Genomic DNA, 19,110 nt, shown 5'->3' on the forward strand with positions numbered 1-19,110 from the left:
TCGTCGTTCCGCACCACTGGCGAATGGCATGGTCGGAGGTAACTGGCGACGCCCTTACGATGATCGTACATGCGTTGTCGGTCGCATGAAAACAAGTGAAAGAGCGATAAATCCATACCACGATTTACGTCACCTCCACCCGGGGCAGGCTGCTGCAACCTATGGGGTTGAAGACGGATTGGATCGAGCTGCCGTTCCGCCTTCGAAGGACCTGGATCCGGAGGTGCGTAAGGCGCTCAGGGAGTTTTTAGTCGCATCGCTTGACGGGTACGGCCATTCCCCTCACGTGGTTGATTTCGCAATCCGAGGACGCGCGCCAATGATGATTGGGGAGGACATTATGCCACAACGCAGGGGGCGGCGCTGAGGGCGGGCCTTGCCAAGGCCGCTCAAGGCCTCGGGGCCGCACGCTTCCGCATTTTTCGGAAGCTCGAAAAGTGAATCGGTAATCCTAGTCCCTGCTTCTGTCCGAAACCACACGTGCCGAATGTAAGTAAATTGCCAGGGTGTCTGCACACGAGACATTCGGCCGAGAAATTGCGACCAGATTCCTCCGGTTTGCACTGGCCCAAATCATGCTGTGGCTACGGGCGAGAACGCAGAATGGGAGGCGCCTTAGTTGCAACCAGCCATCGAGATGACGTCGGCCACTGAGAATGAGGGCAAAATATAAGTCGTGATCCGAAATCCGATCTCGATCGGGACGGGGCGACCTGATGGTCTTGGAAGTCCCGTCTTAGGTCATGACCTGGCTGAATGCGCATCCGCAACCTAGATGCGCACGCTCACGCCAGGCGGGCATCTGGTACTCGGATCTGCGTGTGATACCGCTCGAACGCTTGGCGTCATGCCGCTGATGCAGAGATGGTCCGGGAAGCGCTGACGAAGCGTTGATCGTTCGAGTGCGTCTGCTTGCTCGCTGCTTTCGGCAGCGAAGACGGTCTTCAAATTAATCGAATTGTCTGGGGCTAACATGGAGGCACTATGCGCATCTGCGGTATCAAGCTGACGCATGACGGATCAATCGCTCTTATCGAGGACGGACGACTTGCTTTTTGTGTCGAGCAGGAGAAGCGGGACAACAATCCGCGATATCAAAGCATTGACAATCTCGATGCAGTTGTCGTCGCCTTAGCGGAGCAGGGGCTGGATGCGTCGGATGTTGATCAGTTCGTCCTCGACGGCTGGTGGGGAGAGGGGGAGTCGGAATTCCAGGTCCTCAGTGGGGCTACGCCAATTACTCTCAAAGGTGCGCCGTATATTGAAAGTCATGCCGATGGCCTGCTAACGTCGCGCGACGGCACTGGCCTGCTACTGGGCGGCAAATCCTTTCCTTACAGGAGCTATCCGCACGTCACGGGCCATGTGGCCGCCGCATACTGCACGAGTCCCTTTGCGAAAGCAGGACAACCCGCGTTCTGTCTGGTGTGGGACGGCGGCACCTTTCCACGTCTTTATTATGTAGAACTCCGCGGCGCCCAGTTCATAGAATGCCTGTTCCCAATGATTGGGCACGCCTATGCGGCCGCAGGTTATCACTTCGGGCCGTATAAGCAGGCGACGCGCACCAATTGGGACCTCGGTGTTGCCGGCAAGTTGATGGCCTATATCGCACTAGGCTCTGTTGATGAAAACATCGTCACGGTCTTTCAGGAGCTTTACGAGGAGCACTTTGGGACCAATGCAGAGCTCGCCCGTCCTGACAGTCCGGAGTCTGCGCTTGAAGCTGTGCATGATTACGTCGATGCCAGCGCGCAGCGGTTGAAGTCCAAGGCTCCCGAAGATGTGCTTGCATCGTTTCATTGTTTCCATGAGCGTCTGCTCGTTCGCGAAATGGCGCGTGCTTTGCAGCGCCACTCACGTTTTCCGTCGCGCAACTTGTGTATAACAGGCGGCTGCGCTCTCAACATAAAATGGAACAGCGCACTGCGCGCCAGCGGCCTGTTCGATGCTGTCTGGGTGCCGCCCTTTCCGAATGACAGCGGATCGGCAATCGGTGCCGCTTGCTCGGCGGTGGCGGCCGACAAAGGCTTCGTGCCGCTACAATGGTCAGTCTATAGCGGTCCAGCCCTGCAGCCGAGCGATGTGCCGACCGAATGGGACGCCGCGCCGTGTAGCATGAGTGAACTCGCGACCATTCTCGCCAGTAACAAGCCGGTGATTTTCTTTGCCGACCGCGCCGAGCTTGGACCTCGGGCACTGGGTAGTAGAAGCATTCTCGCAGCCGCGACGACGGCGCGAATGAAGGATCATCTCAACGATATCAAACTACGCGAACACTTCCGGCCGGTCGCTCCGATATGCTTGGAGGATCGTGCCCCGGACATTTTCAGCCCTGGAACGCCGGACCCTTACATGCTCTTTGATCATCAGACACGAGCAGAATGGCGGGACAAAGTCCCCGCCGTTGTACATCTGGACGGAACTGCGCGATTGCAAACCATTCCCAGATCGTCCCAGCACAAAGTCGCCAAGCTTCTCGTCGAATATGAGAAACTTACGGGTATTCCACTGCTTTGCAACACGAGTGCGAACAACCATGGACGCGGTTTCTTCCCGAATGTCGCAACGGCCTGCCAGTGGGGAGGCGTTGAGCATGTATGGTGCCATGGCATGCTGTGGACGAAAACACAGAAGTGAGCGATTCCCGGTCCAACGGCACCTTTCCCGCTAAGAATGAGCGAGATATCACAGCGGGTCGCTGTCTGCCGGATGTCGCCTACGTTGCGCCGGGAGGGTGCTTCGGGCTGCGATTGGTGCGGCAGGAGGACGATTTTATGTATGGTCCTCGGCACGGCTACCGCCTGATACAGGCATATCACGGTGCTCGGCGAGCCAGTGCCGGCATGCCGCAGAGCCTAACGATAGGCTTGCTGCGCTTAGTGTTCCTGGCACGGCGTTGCTATTGAGAGGCAGCAACACCGACTGAGGCTGTGCATTCAGACGTCAGACAGACGCTCTCTAACGCCGTGTGTCCATTTGCGAGAGAATAGGCGCGGGAGCAGCCGCGGTATCGTTGAGACTTGCCAGTGGGCTCATCAGGATCGCCGGTTGCGATCGGCCAGCCATGATAAGGGCGGTAAGAACGGTCGAAGGTCCGGGAAAAGCATCTTCCCGCTCAAGAGCGGTCTGGGATCGCCAGAGCGGCAGCAGCGGCCTGGGAAAAGGGCTGATCCCTCAATTTCAAACTGAGACACGGCATTATCGCTCAACACCGCCCAGCGTCCCTGGTGATGGGCGCCGCGAAATGGCGCTGGCGCGACACGGGTTAGTCATCGCACAAGGATGCCGCGATTGGCGGCGACTACCGCATCAGCACCGGACATTTTGCCACAACGTAGCAGTCGGCGCTGAGGACAGGCATAAAGCGAGAATCGGGTCAATGCCCAGAGCCGCAGGCGCTGGGCAGCTTTGGGTAACGCGAAAACTGATCAGGTGAGCGCAGTTCGTGCTTCTGTCGGAAACCAAACGTGACAAATGTCAGTAGATCGCCAGCGTGTCTGCAAACGCGGACGTTCGGCCGAAAAGTCGCGAGGGATTCCTCTAGCTCGCACTGGCGCATGGTGCGGCAAGAGGACGATTTCATGTATGGTCCTCGGCACGGCTACCGCCCGATACAGGCAGATCACGGTGCTCGGCGAGCGAATGCCAGCATGCCGCAGAGCCTAATCATAGGCCCTTGCTGCGCTTAGCGTTCCTGGCACGGCCGTTGCTATTGAGGGGCAGCAACACCGAGTGAAGCTGTGCATTCAGACGTGTAGACAGATGTTCTCTAAAGTCGTGTGCCCATTTCCGAGAGAGCAGGCGCGGGAACAGCCGCGCTATCGTTGGCACTCGGTTGATGGAGAGCGATATGAGGCCGGCTATCCGGCTTCTCAGCTCACCGCTTGCCGGACGCTGAAGCAGTTCGTCCAGACCGGCCTGCTGGCCGCCGGCGTCTCGCGATGTTGTTTTCACCACAAGATGGAGAGTTAGATGAATGCCCCGCTAGGCGCATCTGTAAGGCGCCAAACGACTGACGTAGATGCAATGCTAGCCGAACTGCGATTATGCGAGCGCCCCCATGACGTGGAAGTAAGCGGCCTGCCCCTGCACGTCCTGCCTGGTGTTTTGTCACCACGCCTAAGTCACGGTCCCGACGCATTGATGTCGAAGTGGCACATCGAACCTGGCGCGACAGTACTCGATCTGGGATGCGGATCAGGCGTACTAGGGCTTGCAGCGCTCCGTGCCGGCGCAGGCTGTCTAGTGGCACTCGACATAAATCCGCAAGCCGTCCTCACGACGAAGATAAACATCGAGAGGTTAGGTTACTCGGGCAAAGCCGAGGCGCGCTATAGCGATACCTATTCTGGGCTGCATTCCGGAGAAAAATTTGACATCATTCTCTTTGCCGCCCCCTATTGGAATCGTAAAGCGAAAGACGACCTGGAGCGCTCTTGCTTCGATGAACATCACAATGTCATGGCCTCGGCTCTCAAAGGTGCGCGGCGCCGCCTAAATGACAAGGGCGTGATGTATGTGCTCTTCTCTGATCAGGGAGATGTCGGGCGCGTCTTGAATTTGATTAATAGGAGTAAGCTGCGCGTCAGGAATATGCATATTTTCCGCCCCTCGATTCCAGAGGGCCACGTCCGGATTATTTGGGAACTCACGGTGCGATGAAAGCTCTTGGCTCTCGAGCGGCGTTCTGGCCGAGCATGGGCCCCTAAAGAAGGCCGAGGCACTGCACCGCCCGCTTTGCAAAAATTATAATGCTCGCGGCAGTTTCCCGGCCGACGAGGCGCGCTCAACGTTTCTCTCGCCCTGACCCACCGCGATGATCACCGAACCTGTGAAAAGTCCGTTCTGGCGCACCTTCACGTAGGAGGCTATCGATCCACGGTTATCACCGGCGCAGCATCGCGGAGCTCGCACTCGCCCGCACCGACGTTTCGATAAAGACGCGCCAAGTAATCCGGGAAGGCTGGGCTCGTCCGTTGCCGCGTACTCAGCATTCAGGAGGACTGGGTCTCTGGTCCTTACGGATCGCAGCCTACGTAATGATACGGAGGTCAGCCGTCGCACTTGCTTGATCTTGGAAATGCATCCTCATCTACATGACACCATGCAGACCAATCTACGATCCACAACTCTGGCGAGCTCGTGCGCAAGCAAGCGCGAATCAAAGCGGATTCGCTCGGCTCCGGCCAACCCAGGGACAGGCTCCTGAAAGTCGCCGATGAATACGACAAGCTAGCCAACACTGGTGGCGCGCCCAGAATCGAAAGAGCCAGGTTCGTGTCACGATTTCTGATCGTTATCCGTTTTCTTGACTAAATGCTCGAGCGGCTCGCTCCGAGCCACCGGCGCCAATTCCACGGAACGCATACACTTTCGCCGATAACTAATTTCAAAAGGTCAGCCAACATCAGAAGAGGCAATCAATATTGATTCAAGCGGAAGAAAGGCGCGAACAGATTCACACAGTGGGATTGCGTCGCACTCCAACCCGCTGAAGTATTGTTGCCGAAAGCGTATGCGAATATCTCCTGCGTGAAGCCTTGCGCTTCCGCAGCTTTCGAAAGTCCTGTCCAGCAAATTACAATGTTTTAGCGAACTCACGCGAGCAGAGCGCTATTTCTTCTTGTGAAGTGGACGAGCCGGCTTGCGACCTTTGCGCAATGTCTTATGGGACGTTGCTCCTTTAGGCGGTTGGATAAAGAACTCAGATAAATGGACGCCAAGCGATTTAGCGATCCGATCGAGCAGATCGATTGTTGGATTCGCTTCTTGCCTCTCAACAGCGCCCATGTATGAGCGGTCAATGTCCGCATCGAAAGCCAATTGCTCCTGCGGAATACCGAGATCAACGCGGATCCGCCGCACATTCCAGGCCAAAAGCGCACGAGCTTTCATGCGCTAAAGCAGCCATTCGGTGGGCCATCAAACCACTGGCTATAACCGGTCTATTGTTTCAGGTTTCGCAAAAGATCGCGAACTCGCCGCGTGAGCTTACATGAAAGAGCCGGCGTTAGACCCAGATGCCGGGCACGCCGCGCCGAATGGGTTGGTGCTGACTTTCTATCACGACCAGCATCTGGACGTATTTGGCGACTCCTCGATGCGCAGGTCGATGGCACCAACTGAGAAGAAGTTGCGCGGAGGATATTGCTTCTCGCCGGCCTTGCAGCCCCGGTTCACCTTCCGCGGCAGCAACGTCGTGGCGATCCGGAAACCGCCTGGAAAGAAGTGGGATTCTTCGCGACGATCCGCGTCCGGGGCAGCGAGGTCGTGTCGCGCGATTTTGACTTGACCTATGGGCCTAACAGCGCGGCGTCACGCTGGGTTTTCATGGGTGATCAGCGCACTGGGCTGTGGGCGTCACGCGCTCTCTGGCCTGCGCGGAGCATGTCGCCACCTCTGGCGGGCAAAAACGTGGCCACGTCAGACACCGCGGTGCGCAGGACCGAATAAAGATACGGAACGCATTGCGAGCCACGAGGATAGTGCTGCCAGTTCTCACGCAATACATCGCAAAAAGAAGCGCATTCAATCGCATTATTTGATGTTGCCGTCGGGTCCATACTGCCCACGCTTGCAACTATTCGCCAGCGTCAACGTTCTGCTCCACACTGTCGACTCAAATGCACGTCTCACCATCAGAAGTTTGTGCATCGATCCTGCCGTTACGCTTCGAAGCCAGGTCCGCAAAAAACGAAGGTCACAGCATCAGCGGAGTTCGCGCAACTTGACCATGTGGCCAATGCATTCAAATGAATCGAACAAAAGCTCGTCTTAAGAAAAGGATACCAAGTGGCGGCAGTAGATTGAAATACTCAACTATTGCGTTCAGATGCTCGTCACAGCTACACGTGTCCTATAACAAGCTACGGTTTCGTTAGCTGCGGCATCCAAGGACACTGTTTGATGCAATTTGCGATGCAATTGGGAAGCACGGCCTTGCGCACGCAATTGGTCATCGTCTCTCGCGCATGTGCGTCCCGCAGACTGTTGCTGCGAGCCCTTGAGTGGAAACCCGAACGGAGCGCGCCCCTGCGGAGCCAGATCAGCACCACAGTCAGGATCATTCTGGCTTCACCTGATGCCGTCCGCCGTGCCAAGCGGCCGAGTATTGGCCAGCGCAGTGCCCAAAGTCTTGCCTATGAGTTGCTGTCTCGAAGCGTGGTCGCTCGCGGCCCTTTCGGGCGCACTCTGGCCAAGCCTCCGCCAGGGGCGAGGTCAGTAGCCGAACAGCGTGACCAACATGAATTTGTCATTGAAGGCGTTGCCGGCAGCTTCGAGGTCGCCGCATTTGGGAGTGCCTATGTCTTCCGTCATCCGCACGCTTCATCTTGGCCTCAATCTTCACGGCGCGGGCGGTCACTCCGCAGCGTGGCGTTGGCCGGGCACCAACCCAAGCGCCTTCTTCGACATCGAGCATTACGTTCGTGCTGCGAAGATTGCCGAGCGTGGCCTGTTGGATGCGGTGTTTCTGGCGGATACCCCCGCGGTGCCCTTCGACATCACTCGGCAGCCGCCACTCAATGGGCTTGAGCCGACGCTTGTGCTTTCCGTAATCGCGCGCGAGACAACGCGCATCGGGCTGATCGCAACGGCGTCGACGACCTACAATGAACCATACAATCTGGCGCGCCGTTTCCAGTCGCTCGATGTCATTAGTGGCGGCCGAGCGGCCTGGAATGCGGTTACGACATCCAGCCCAGCGACGGTAGCAAACTTTGGTGGTCGCCAGATCGGACGCGAAGAGCGCTACAAGCGCGCCGAGGAGTTCGTCGAAACCGTCCGTGCTCTTTGGCTGAGCTGGGGGGATGAGACCATTATCGCTGATCAGGCATCTGGAGTTTACGCCAATACCGATCATTTCCGGCTGCTTGATCCCAGCAAGAATGCGTTCGCAATCCGAGGCCCGCTCACCCATCCCGGCTCGCGCCAGGGCTATCCCATCATCGTCCAGGCTGGAGGCTCGGATCCTGGCGTGCGCCTTGCGGCGCGCAGCGCCGATGTCGTTTTCACCGCAGCCGGGGACTTGAAAACGGCAATCGGGGAGTCCGAGCGCCTGCGCGCGCTCTCGCGTCAATTTGGCCGCCGTGCAACTCCACTCATCCTCCCCGGCCTCGTCACCTTCATCGGCGGCACGGAAGAGGAGGCACAACGCCGAAAGAAGGAAATCGACGCGCTGCTTGATCTGACGCGCGCGATGGACGCCCTCGCACGGAGCATGGACGTGCCGGTCAAAAAACTCAGCCTCGACCGGCCCATTCCCGAGGAGCTCTTGCCCGATCCTCACAATGTTGCGTTCTCGGTCGGTCATCACCGCACGTTCGAAGCATTGGCGAGGGAAGGCCGCACGGTTCGCGAGATCATCGGCAGCGTTCAAGCGTTCGGTCATCGCTTGCTCGTCGGTGCACCCGAGCAGATCGCCGATTCGATCGAATCATGGTTTCGCACAGGCGCGGTCGACGGCTTCAACATCATTCCTGACGTGCTGGAAGACGGCGCAACGGCGTTTGTCGATCTTGTCGTGCCGATCCTACAGAGCCGCGGTCTGTTTCGCACGGAATACCAGGGGGAGACACTGCGCGAGCACCTGGGAATCCCTCACCACGACGTTGCTGCCAAGACGTTGGCGAGGCCGTCGTCTCTGTGACGCAATGTTTGTCCACATTCACCGGAGTTTGGAGATGTCTGTTATGGAACGCACGAGCCTTTGGCGTCTCGGCATCCAGCCGAGCACTCGAAGAAAGCAAAAGGCGACGGCTGTCTTGTTGGCGGTCTCAACGCTCCTGCAGATCTCGATCATGGCGTGCTGCTCTGCCCAAGAGGCGTCAGCCGGCGGACCGAAACGAGGAGGCATCATTCGCTACGGGCATTTTCAAGAGCCGCCCTGCCTGTTCGGGGGATGGGTGCAGCAGTGGTATCTTCAGCGGCAGTATAGCGACAATCTGGTTGCTCGGAGGGAAGATGGAAAGATTGTGCCTTGGCTCGCAACGTCTTGGACAATCTCCGACGACAGGAAGGTATACATCTTTGAGATCAAGCCAAACGTCAAGTTTACCGACGGGACGCCTCTCGATGCACAAGCTGTTGCCGAGAACATCAACGGATGGCTCGGCAATGATCCGGATCGTCGCAATCCGACTGCCGCTCCTTACCTCGAAGACAGCTTCGAATCGGCGACAGCAATTGCCCCTCTCACGCTGCAGATAACGCTGAAGACGCCATTTCAGCCGTTGCTCAACGTTTTCGCCCAGTCCGCCCAAGGCATTTTGTCACCAACTGCGCTCAAGCGCGGACTTGCCGTGAACTGCAACAGCCCGGTCGGGTCAGGCCCGTTCATCGTGGAGAAATGGAATCACGGGCAGAACGTCGTGTTTCGCCGCAACCCGGATTACAATTCGGCACCAAGTCACGCTAAGCACCAGGGGCCGGCTTACGTTGATGGCATCAACTGGAGGTTCCTTGCGGATCAAACCGTCCGCTATGGCTCACTGCTGACGGGCAAATCTGATGTCGTCTATGATATTCCGGCAGTTGCCTGGAAGGACGCCAATTCCCGCTTCGCCGTCTTGCGGCATATAACAGGCGGCACCCCTTTACGCCTGGCGTTGTATACGGCACGGCCCCCCTTTGACGATGTGCGCGTCCGCCAGGCTTTTGCATACGCTGCTGACCGAAGAGCCGCCGTCGAATTGTCCTTCCTCGGCGCTTTGCCATTCGAGGCTAATGGAGCGCTCAGCCAGAGTTCGCCGGAATATATCAGCGGGCTCGGGCGGTCCTATGGGTATGACGTTGGAAAGGCCAATCAGCTCCTCGATCAAGCGGGTTGGACTGAACACAACAAGGACGGCATTCGCCTCAAGAATGGCAAGCCCCTCGTCGTTCGAATCTCCTATTCGAGCGCTTTTCTAAAGCCAGACGGCGAGCAGGCATTGCAGGTCATCCAGCAGCAGGCGAAAGCTGCCGGATTCGAGGTGCGCCTTCAGCCGACCAACCAGGCGGATTTCTTTGCCGGGAAGAATCTCGGTCCGGACGACTACGAGCTCGTGCTCCTCTATTGGGTTGCACCCGGCGCAGAGGTCTTCCGCATTTCATGGAAGCCTGATCGGAACGGCGAGCGGAACCGCTTTAATCCGTCGCGCTACCAGGATGAGGCACTGTGGGATGTCGTTCAGACAGCGGAACAGGAGTTCAACGATGGCGGGCGGACTGCGCTTTATCAGCAGGCTGAACGCAATATCGTGGAGAAAGCGGCCGTCCTAGGCTTCACGGTGCTCGATGTCACATTGGCAACCAGCCCAAAGTTGAAGGATGTCTGGCTGGACCGCGGGTCGGTCGGTGAACCCGTCTTTTTTGACGCTCATTTCGTCGACGTGAAGTGATGCGTGTGAATAGCGCAGCTCATGTTCGGATAGGCTGGCTTGCGGGCAGGTTCGTGTCCGCTGCGACTGTGGTGTGGCTAGCTGCGACCTTCACGTTCCTTGTTCAATGCCTGATGCCCGGCGACCGCGCCCAGATCATCATCAACATGGCGAGTGGCAACGTTGGAGAGGCCTCTCCAGCAGAGCTCGCGGCGGTCAACGCAAAGTACGGCTTTGATCAGCCACTCGTTCTGCAATACGGCAAATACATATGGGGCATCCTGCATGGGGACCTTGGCTTGTCATACCAGCAGCATCGAGCGGTCCTTGACATCATCGCAGAACAGATTGGGCCAACCATCATTCTGGCGGTTGCGGCGCTCATTGCGGCATGGGTCATCGCGGTTCTGACGACCGTCCTCGTCGCCGGCCAAGACAACATGTGGTCAACCTTGCTCAGCGGAATACAGGTGTTCCTGGCGACCGTGCCGCCCTACTGGCTGGCTACAATCCTCCTCGTTGTGTTTGCGGTGCAGCTTCGGATTGTCCCAGTCATCGGGGGCAATTCCCCGATCGGCCTCGTTCTTCCAACGATTGCGTTGGCTTTGGAGTTGTCAGGATTCCTCGGGCAAATCGTTCGCAGCGAATTCACGCGTGTCCTCGAGCAGCCATTTGTCGTCTCCGCGCGGGCACGAGGTATGGGTGAGCTCGGCGTCAGGTTTCGCCATGTCCTGCGTCATGCAGCGTTGCCCGGCATCACTTTATCAGGCTGGGCGATCGGAAAGCTTCTTTCCGGTGCGATTCTGATTGAGGCGGTATTTGCGCGTCAAGGCCTTGGTGGAGTCCTTGTCGCTGCGACGTCCTCTCGAGACGTTCCAGTCGTCTCGGGGGCTATTCTGATCTCCGCCGGCCTGTTCGCCGTCACCAATATGCTCGTCGATCTCACCTACCGAATCGTCGATCCCAGGATCAAGATGACATGAGCAGGGTAGGTGACTGGAGCGCGTGTTCGCAGCTGATAGAGGCGTCGGCGATCCTCCGTCGTATTCCTCTTCGGGTTCACGTAGCTCTGATCGTTATTGGTTTCTTTATTGTCGCGGCAATCGCGCCGAGTCTGCTGCAGACGCACGATCCGCTCGCGATCGATTTGACGGCACCATTGCAAGCTCCCTCATTCGCGCACTGGTTCGGAACGGACCAATCAGGCCGGGATATTTACTCCCGAATTGTCGAAGGAGCAGGCCAGTCACTCACCATTGGGCTTGGCGCAACTGCGCTGAGCATCGGCATTGGGCTGGTTTTTGGCATCATTGCCGGCCTTGTGGGTGGCGCGCTCGACAATGTTCTCAGCCGGCTTTTGGACGTGCTGTTCGCACTTCCCACGCTGTTCCTCGCGCTTCTGTTCGTGAGCTTGTTCGGTCCATCGGTGCTGACCCTCGTTATAGCGGTCGGAGTTGGCACAGCTCCGGGCTATGCTCGGATGATCAGAGGACAGGTTCTGTCTGTAAAAGGGGCGCCTTATGTGGAGGCTGCCAAGGCCCTCGGCCATCCTTATCCACGTATCCTATGGCGGCATATCATTCCGAACGCGATGAGCCCGCTCACGGCGATGATGACGCTTGGCGTTGGGCAAGCGATCGTCTGGGCGGCGGGTGTTGCGTTTCTCGGTCTCGGCGTCGCTCCCCCGGCGCCTGAATGGGGCGCGCTGCTAAATGCTGGGCGAAACTATGTGATCTTCGCATGGTGGCTTGAGATCATGCCGGGCATTGCCGTGGTGTCGTTTGCTCTCGGCCTGACTGTCGTCGGACGCTATTTGCAGGATCTCCTGGAAGGAAAGATCTAAGTAATGCTCCACGTTCCTAATCGACAAGTTCCCCCGCAGGCGAACCTTCTGACAGTCGATTCACTCTGTGTCTCATTCGGGCGGGATCTTCCTGAGGGAACAGCCGTGCGCGGCGTCTCATTCTCTCTCCAGGCTGGGCGCTGCCTGGCCATTGTCGGAGGGTCCGGCTCCGGCAAGAGCGTGACTTCGCGCGCCATTGTCGGTCTTGCCGGCCGCCGGGCTCATGTCCATGCGCGTCAACTGACCTTCGCCGGCACCGATCTCACAGCTCTCGATGATCGCAGCTGGCGGCGCGTCCGCGGCAAGGAGATCGGCTTCGTTCTGCAGGATGCACTCGTCGCGCTCGACCCGCTACGCCCGGTGGGCAAGGAGATTGGCGAAGCATTGCGTCTCCACCGTGCGGTTGCATCAAGCGAGGAGCTCGAACGGCGCGTCGTCGCGCTCCTTGAGCTCGTCGGGGTGCCTGAAGCAGCGGTCAAAGCCCGGCAGCTGCCGCATCAACTATCCGGTGGCCAGCGCCAACGCGCGCTGATCGCTGCCGCTCTGGCCCTCGATCCACGCATCCTGATCGCGGACGAGCCGACCACGGCTCTCGACGTCACCGTGCAGGCGCAGGTGCTGGGATTGCTGGAAGAGGCCAAGTTGCGGGGCAAGGCGCTTCTCCTGATCAGCCATGATCTGGCGGTTGTCTCCCGGATAGCTGACGAGGTCTTGGTCATGCATGAAGGCAAGGTCGTCGAGCGCGGATCGGCAGACCAGGTCTTCGAAGACCCTCAGCACACCTATACCCGCCAGCTTCTGGATGCGGTGCCCTCTGCGCGCCTGCGCGGCTCTCGCCCCTCGCGATTGCCCGCTGCTCGGGCGTGGAAGCCGCCGTTACGGTCTCAGGAGCAATCACCATCGACATTCCCTTCGGTCGTGCTCAGCGCGGCAAATCTTGTGAAGCGATTCAAAGGACCAGATGGCGTGCTGCGCACGGCCGTCGATGGTATCTCCTTTGAGCTGCGATCCGGCGAGACTCTGGGCGTCGTCGGGGAGTCCGGATCTGGCAAGTCAACGATGGCACGATTGGCGCTGGCGCTTGACCCGCCCGATGAAGGCGCCGTTCTGTTTCAAGGTCGGGCCTGGACCACGCTCACCGAACGCGACCGCAGGGCGCGGCGCCGGGCCATCTCGGTCATTTACCAGGATCCTCTCAGCTCCTTTGATCCGCGCTGGTCTGTGGGACACATCATTTCCGATAGCCTCGCAAGTGACGTGGAGAGCAGAGACGAGCGCTATGAGCGCGTTGTCGAGCTTCTTGATCTGGTCGGACTATCCCCAGCCCTGCTGGATCGCCGGCCGCTCGAACTCTCGGGCGGTCAGCGCCAGCGCGTTGCGATCGCCCGTGCGATCGCTCCAAGGCCCGCTGTGATCGTCTGTGATGAACCGGTCTCGGCTCTCGATGTCTTGATTCAGGCGCAAGTGGTGGACCTGCTGACCGATCTCAAGGCGCATCTCAACATGAGCTACATCTTCATTTCGCATGATCTCGGTGTAATCCGCCAGCTCAGTGACCGCGTCATGGTCATGCGCCAAGGGCGCGTCGTCGAGACCGGCACCAGGGACGAGATATTCCTCAATCCGCGCACCGACTATACGCAACGCTTGCTCGCAGCAGTCCCAAGCCTTGCGCGCGGCGGGGTGGCCAATCGTTCATTCAGCCGCGTCTAAGAAGACGCCGGCATAGATGGGCTCGTTTCAATGCTCTGTGATGAACGCCTTTTCGACGAAAGGGCCAAGGCCTTTGGCGATTGAACGATCGAAGGCGCGTCCTTTAGGCGGCACAGGCGATGCCGGCAAGCTTGTTGGCGAGTGCGATCGCCAGCGCCGCCAAAGGTCACGAGCGCCGGGCGCGGAAGTACCTCATCCCCTTCTTCGGCAATAAGGGCCTCTCAGAAATTGCTGGCGTGAACGAGTACCGCATGCATCGGATTGCAGATGTCAAAGAGAGGTGGGGAAAAGCGCGACTTCCTAGCTCGTCCTCAATGTCTTCCCATATGCTGTTGTAGTCAGTCTATTCGTGCGTTGGTGAGCGAGAGGTTGTCACATCCGCATCCGCCTGTTGGGATTCCTGCGGTGCAAGTTGCCGAGCATCTAAGCGCTTTGGGCTCGTCCATGATGCGACTGTGGGATTTGCGACTATGCTGTCGGGCCCAGGACAGGTGCGCTTGAGCGAATAGCCTTTACAAGTCAAGCTCCCGTAGTTGGCACGAGCCTTGAAAAGGAGCTGTCATTCAGCATCGCATGCTCGAGGAATTGCAGTGATGGCTCACAAGATGAAGGCCTCTCAGTTCACCTATGCCGCGCACGGTTCCGTGACCGTGATCGACCAAACCAATATCGCGGTTCGCGCCGGCACCGATCGCCCGATGCCGATGACCGACCGTTCGGCGTGCCAGCCACCTGCTGCGTCTTCTTTGCGCTTAACACGCGCCAAAAAGTCGATGCGATTGCGGAGGCACTGATCAAGTTGCTCATCAGCGGGCGAGCAGCCGTCAGACCCTAAGCCCAACGGCAGGTCTAAGCCGACGCGCGCCTCCTCTGTGAGGCGCAGCTGCCCAGGCGGACCGCCTGTTTCCGCATCGGTAGGCCATCACGAATTCAGGGCGGGAAAGATCCCTCTCGGCGGAACAACTCGTTTGCGGACGAGGCAGATCGAGCAGCAATCCATGAACAAAATAGTCGAAAGAAAACCAGGATCAGCTTTGCGATACGCAATGTCGAGACGAGCGGCTGGCCAACACCTCACTGTCGAGCTCAGCGAAATTGTGAAGCTCGCGTGGCCGATGGTGTTGACCCAGCTTGCGCAGGTCGCGATGATGACGACAGATCTTGCCTTTATCGGGCACATCGGGCCTGAGGCACTCGCCGCGGCCGCCCTGGCCGTCACGCTCTATCTCGTCAGCTTCACCTTTGGCGCGGGCCTGCTCGCGCCGATCGCACCTCTGGCGGCGCAGGCCTATGGCGCCGGGAATCCTGCTATGGTACAGCGCGCACTGCGCACGGGGCTGTGGGCGGCGCTGATGCTATCGTTTCCGATCATCGCGTTTGCGTTTGGCGGAGAGCAAATATTGCTCGCGTTCGGTCAGGCGCCAGATGCGGCGCGGCTCGCCCAGCAATATCTGTTCGGACTGGCCTTGGGCGTGGTGCCGGCGCTATGGCTTCAGGTCATCCGTAATTTCATGAGTGCGGTCAATCGGCCGGAGCCGATCTTGTGGATCACACTGGCGGCTATCCCCCTCAACGCCCTGCTCGTGTATCTGCTGGTCTATGGGAAGCTCGGGCTGCCGCGGCTTGAGCTGTTCGGGGCCGCGCTTGCGAGCACGTTGGCGAACTGCGATGTTCCTGGCCGGTTTCTGGTTTGCCACGATGCGTCGTCCTTTCCGTGACTACCACGTGCTTGCAGATCTCTGGCAACTCGATTGGCCCTTCTTGCGGCAGCTGATCGTGATCGGAACTCCGATTTCAATCGGCTCCCTGATGCAGTACGGAGTTTTGTCGGCTGCCGCGCTCCTGGCCGGCCTAATCAGCACCAGTGCACTCGCTGCTCATCAGATCGCGCTTCAGATGACCGTGATTACATCCATGATCGCTTTCGGCATCAGCATGGCGGTGGCCGTGCGCGTTGGACATGCGGTCGGCCGCAGCGACGGTTCCGGCATCCAGCGGGCAGGCCTGGCCGCGATACTGCTCGGTACCCTCATCGCTGCCCTGCTGACGGTTGCGGTGATCGTCGCGCGTTTTGAGATCGCCGAGCTGTTTGTGGACAAATCGGCCGGAGATGCCGACGCAACGATCGGACTGACTGCAGAGCTCCTTATCGTCGCAGCGAGCCTTTTTGTCACTGATGCAGCGCAGAGCATTGCGGCGGGCGGTCTGCGCGGACTGAAGGACACCCGGGTGCCGCTTCTGTTCGTCGGCATTGCCTATTGGCTGATCGGCTTCTCACTTGGCTACGTGCTTGGTTTGAAGATCGGGCTTGGTGCAATCGGTATCTGGATTGGCTTGTCAATCGGGACAACCATCTACGCGGGGCTCCTCGTCCTGCGGTTCCATCTGCTGGCGAGCAGGCGTGCTCTCAGAGCCGTCACTTGATGGCGTGAATCACGGTTATTGGCGTGATAATCTTAGGAATGCGAGGCTACTTACTTAGTGTGCGCTCCGCCTTCATACCGAGGCAAGCCGTTTGGTTCGGAAGAAGATGCTGGACCGCGTAGTCACCAGGAGTTGCGGGCCTTTCTAAGGCACATCGAAACGAATGTGCCGGCCAACTTGGCCCCATCTGGGCAGCACTCCACTGAAGCATCCAAGGTCAGGACCTGGCTCGCCCGATGTCCGCGCTGGCACGTTCACTTCACACCACCCATGCCTCCTGCCTCGATCAGGTCGAAGGCTTCTTCACGCTCATCAACTAACGCGCCCATCCGGCACGGCCGACGTCGTAAAAAAAGCGGCAGCTTTCTCCGCGCTTGCGATTTCACGCCCCATCATGTGGACCGCTAGTCCCAACTCCACCCTCCAATACCTCGCGCGACTTTGTCGGCGAACTTCCGGGACGGAGCTGCGTCGCCGGGATGAAAACTGAGGAACGGAAGGCGGGCGGCGATTTGTGGCTCAATGGTCCGACATCTGGAGAATGCGCGTACGTGCATCGAATGCAACTATTACTCGATCGTCATAGAGAGCGACATTGGCTTTGCGGTCGAAGGCATAGAGAAAAAGCGGGACTTGCCGTCTCTCGCGCGTTGCGAACCATTGTCCGGTTTGCGACAGAGACGCGAGTGCTGTCAGTTAAGAAATTCTGACGGCGTCCGCCGCGCCGTTTCTGGACACGCATTCAACATCAATTCAGGATAGGTGGGGCCTGGCACAGACATTGCTATTGAAGTGCGTCGTAAAGGCCGAATGCAAGAATAACGACCGCATGAAATCGTGGAGGTACCCCAAGTTGCGGCTTCTTCGGTCTGCTGTCGACGCACTGATAAGTATCTGAATGGGGAAGTCGTGGGGAGATCAACTCCGTCTGCCACAACTTGCTTAGGCTTATGTGCGTGTCGGCTCGTGATGGCACAATTCCAAAGGGCCGGCCAGGAAATTTACACCCTGATGAGTGATGATGCCTGTGTCGCAGAAAGAAATCCAACGAGCGCTATGGGGCGCACATCGAGGCTACCTGAAACACGCAGGCGATGCAAAATAACGCCCGCACGGGAGGCTGAGAAAGTGCGCTCGTCATCGAGAATGGAAGATGTCGACAGTGACGCAAGCCACCGATACCAATAGCCAGTTCAGCGTGCACGAGGAGCTGGCAATCCGTCCAACGACGATAAACCAATCCTCGGCAGATGGTGACTTTGTCCGCTACTGGAGCCGAAACAGTGATCGCGCGTCCGCGTTGGCCGCGGTGGGAAACCGAACCGAGGAAGCTATCAAGAAGACCGGCATCGGCCTGCAGCTATCCTGCGAGAACTTTAACGGTCACGATCTATCCGGATTTCCATTGCGGCGATGCATTCTCAATCGTGCGCAACTTCACGGAGCGAAGCTGGATGGAGCCGATCTGTCCGAGGCCAACCTTATCTGCCCAGGATTAGAGCGAGCAAGTTTCCGCGGAGCCAAGCTCGATTTTGCGTATATGCATGCAATTGCCGCTCAGGTCTGCAGTTTCGATGATGCAAGTTTGCGCAATCTCGTCGATGCAACAGGTAGCCTGTTCCACGGATGCAGCATGAGGAGAACGCGTTTCGACAATGCAGTCCTAAGTGGCGTCCTCTTTTATCAGTGTGACGCAAGCCAGGCTGTCTTTGATGGCGCCGAACTGCAAGGATCGACCATCAATGAATGCTACCTGCCTCGCTCGTCCTTCCATTTTGCCAATTTGAGCCAGGTTACAATGACCAAGGCGCATCTCACCGGCAGCTCCCTTCTGCAGTCAAGGGGAGAGTGTCTATCTATCCTGCGCCCCACTTCGGTCGATGGTCTTGTTCTAGAGAACGCTCATCTTCCCTATTTCAGGCTTTCAAAGGCGAGCGGTCGCATCCTGGCCAAAGCGCTGGCCGCCCCCTTTTCGGATTTCAGCCTCTCAAATCTTGCAAGGGCAGAGCTTGAGGAGGCAGACCTATCTGAGGCGCGACTTCTGTCTGTGAATCTAGCCAGCGCCAACCTCGTCGGCGCGGTGCTTAACGGAGTATCTGTACGCTCTTGCCAGCTCGATGGGGCTGATCTATCTCGCGCATCAGGAGAAACCATTTCGATCACCGAGAGCACGATGCGCTACGCCCGATTGGGCGGCTTTCGTGCGCGCTGTGCGTTTATACGCGACTGCGATCTCGATGATGCAGATTTTTCACAAGCGTATCTCTATCGATCAATGATTACAGGTGATCCTCCGCAATCTATGGCCTTGAATCGCGCCAATTTCGAAGGAGCAAACCTTGTTCAGTCATATATTGCAGCAGGAATGACCGGCAGCAACCTGGAGGCCGCCCGTACCGCATATGTTCGAATGAATCAATCGTCCCTCCGCAAGGCCAACTTGAGTGGAGTTACGCCCTTCCAAGCAAGCTTTGTAAAGACTGATTTTTCGGATGCAGAGATAACGACTTTTGAACCGCCGTTCTTTGCCGACAGGTGTCCTGGGCTCCAGGCCGCTCTGGAGGGGGTGGAAGATCAGAAGTACAAACCTTCAGAGTATCTGGCTGACTTCTCATCGCTAATGAGACGCGGTCGAGAGGGATCGAGCTGATTTTAGCCGAAATGCGCATGGCGATCTAAACCAGCTCTCATCCCAGAAGAAGATGGAAGAGCACGATGCGCCCGCTGTGCGGCGCTCCCAGGCGCTCTTGCGCGGCCAGTGTGAGGGTC

Annotated in this window: 11 protein-coding genes; 10 read left to right on the forward strand and 1 reads right to left on the reverse strand. The window is 58.2% G+C overall.

Features of this window, described 5'->3' with window-relative positions; genetic code table 11:
* The first annotated feature begins 984 nt into the window (after window positions 1–984).
* Window positions 985–2,640: a nodulation protein NodU gene (nodU, locus tag IVB12_RS18715; RefSeq protein WP_247301037.1), complete on the forward strand. Its 1,656-nt coding sequence runs from the start codon at window positions 985–987 to the stop codon at window positions 2,638–2,640.
* Window positions 2,641–3,975: 1,335 nt separating this feature from the next.
* Window positions 3,976–4,665: a methyltransferase gene (locus IVB12_RS18720; RefSeq protein WP_247301038.1), complete on the forward strand. Its 690-nt coding sequence runs from the start codon at window positions 3,976–3,978 to the stop codon at window positions 4,663–4,665.
* Between the two features lie 951 nt (window positions 4,666–5,616).
* Here the strand turns inward: IVB12_RS18720 and IVB12_RS18725 are convergent.
* Window positions 5,617–5,898 (reverse strand): helix-turn-helix transcriptional regulator, encoded by a 282-nt coding sequence (locus IVB12_RS18725; protein WP_247301039.1) that lies wholly within the window; start codon window positions 5,896–5,898, stop codon window positions 5,617–5,619.
* 1,408 nt (window positions 5,899–7,306) lie between these two features.
* Between IVB12_RS18725 and IVB12_RS18730 the strand changes: the two genes are divergently transcribed.
* The 8 genes from IVB12_RS18730 to IVB12_RS18760 all read left to right on the forward strand — a co-directional run bounded on the left by IVB12_RS18730 (window position 7,307) and on the right by IVB12_RS18760 (window position 18,991).
* A complete protein-coding gene (locus IVB12_RS18730; protein ID WP_247301040.1) occupies window positions 7,307–8,650 on the forward strand; it encodes an NtaA/DmoA family FMN-dependent monooxygenase in 1,344 nt (447 codons plus the stop codon).
* Between the two features lie 34 nt (window positions 8,651–8,684).
* Window positions 8,685–10,382: an ABC transporter substrate-binding protein gene (locus tag IVB12_RS18735; RefSeq protein WP_247301041.1), complete on the forward strand. Its 1,698-nt coding sequence runs from the start codon at window positions 8,685–8,687 to the stop codon at window positions 10,380–10,382.
* Between the two features lie 53 nt (window positions 10,383–10,435).
* The gene (locus tag IVB12_RS18740; protein ID WP_247301042.1) at window positions 10,436–11,344 is read left to right on the forward strand and encodes an ABC transporter permease; all 909 of its coding nucleotides are present in this window, start codon (window positions 10,436–10,438) and stop codon (window positions 11,342–11,344) included.
* The gene (locus tag IVB12_RS18745) at window positions 11,341–12,204 is read left to right on the forward strand and encodes an ABC transporter permease (protein WP_247301043.1); all 864 of its coding nucleotides are present in this window, start codon (window positions 11,341–11,343) and stop codon (window positions 12,202–12,204) included. The genes IVB12_RS18740 and IVB12_RS18745 overlap by 4 nt, the downstream gene beginning before the upstream one ends.
* Before the next feature lie 3 nt (window positions 12,205–12,207).
* Window positions 12,208–13,917 (forward strand): ABC transporter ATP-binding protein, encoded by a 1,710-nt coding sequence (locus tag IVB12_RS18750; protein ID WP_247301044.1) that lies wholly within the window; start codon window positions 12,208–12,210, stop codon window positions 13,915–13,917.
* A 998-nt stretch (window positions 13,918–14,915) separates the two neighbouring features.
* On the forward strand, window positions 14,916–15,635 hold the full coding sequence (locus IVB12_RS38405; protein WP_346658504.1) for an MATE family efflux transporter: 720 nt from the start codon (window positions 14,916–14,918) through the stop codon (window positions 15,633–15,635).
* Complete coding sequence (locus tag IVB12_RS38410) at window positions 15,586–16,341, forward strand: MATE family efflux transporter (RefSeq protein ID WP_346658505.1); 756 nt, start codon at window positions 15,586–15,588, stop codon at window positions 16,339–16,341. The genes IVB12_RS38405 and IVB12_RS38410 overlap by 50 nt, the downstream gene beginning before the upstream one ends.
* Before the next feature lie 1,153 nt (window positions 16,342–17,494).
* On the forward strand, window positions 17,495–18,991 hold the full coding sequence (locus IVB12_RS18760) for a pentapeptide repeat-containing protein (protein WP_247301045.1): 1,497 nt from the start codon (window positions 17,495–17,497) through the stop codon (window positions 18,989–18,991).
* Window positions 18,992–19,110: the final 119 nt, after the last annotated feature.

The organism is Bradyrhizobium sp. 179 (assembly GCF_023073535.1).
Taxonomy (GTDB): domain Bacteria; phylum Pseudomonadota; class Alphaproteobacteria; order Rhizobiales; family Xanthobacteraceae; genus Bradyrhizobium.

Coding starts and splice junctions, on each gene's coding strand:
- IVB12_RS18760 (WP_247301045.1), top strand. CDS start 17,495: ATGTCGACAGTGACGCAAGCCACCGATACCAATAGCCAGTTCAGCGTG.
- IVB12_RS18750 (WP_247301044.1), top strand. CDS start 12,208: ATGCTCCACGTTCCTAATCGACAAGTTCCCCCGCAGGCGAACCTTCTG.
- IVB12_RS38410 (WP_346658505.1), top strand. CDS start 15,586: ATGTTCCTGGCCGGTTTCTGGTTTGCCACGATGCGTCGTCCTTTCCGT.
- IVB12_RS18735 (WP_247301041.1), top strand. CDS start 8,685: ATGTCTGTTATGGAACGCACGAGCCTTTGGCGTCTCGGCATCCAGCCG.
- IVB12_RS18725 (WP_247301039.1), bottom strand. CDS start 5,898: ATGAAAGCTCGTGCGCTTTTGGCCTGGAATGTGCGGCGGATCCGCGTT.
- IVB12_RS18730 (WP_247301040.1), top strand. CDS start 7,307: ATGTCTTCCGTCATCCGCACGCTTCATCTTGGCCTCAATCTTCACGGC.
- nodU (WP_247301037.1), top strand. CDS start 985: ATGCGCATCTGCGGTATCAAGCTGACGCATGACGGATCAATCGCTCTT.
- IVB12_RS18720 (WP_247301038.1), top strand. CDS start 3,976: ATGAATGCCCCGCTAGGCGCATCTGTAAGGCGCCAAACGACTGACGTA.
- IVB12_RS38405 (WP_346658504.1), top strand. CDS start 14,916: ATGAACAAAATAGTCGAAAGAAAACCAGGATCAGCTTTGCGATACGCA.
- IVB12_RS18745 (WP_247301043.1), top strand. CDS start 11,341: ATGAGCAGGGTAGGTGACTGGAGCGCGTGTTCGCAGCTGATAGAGGCG.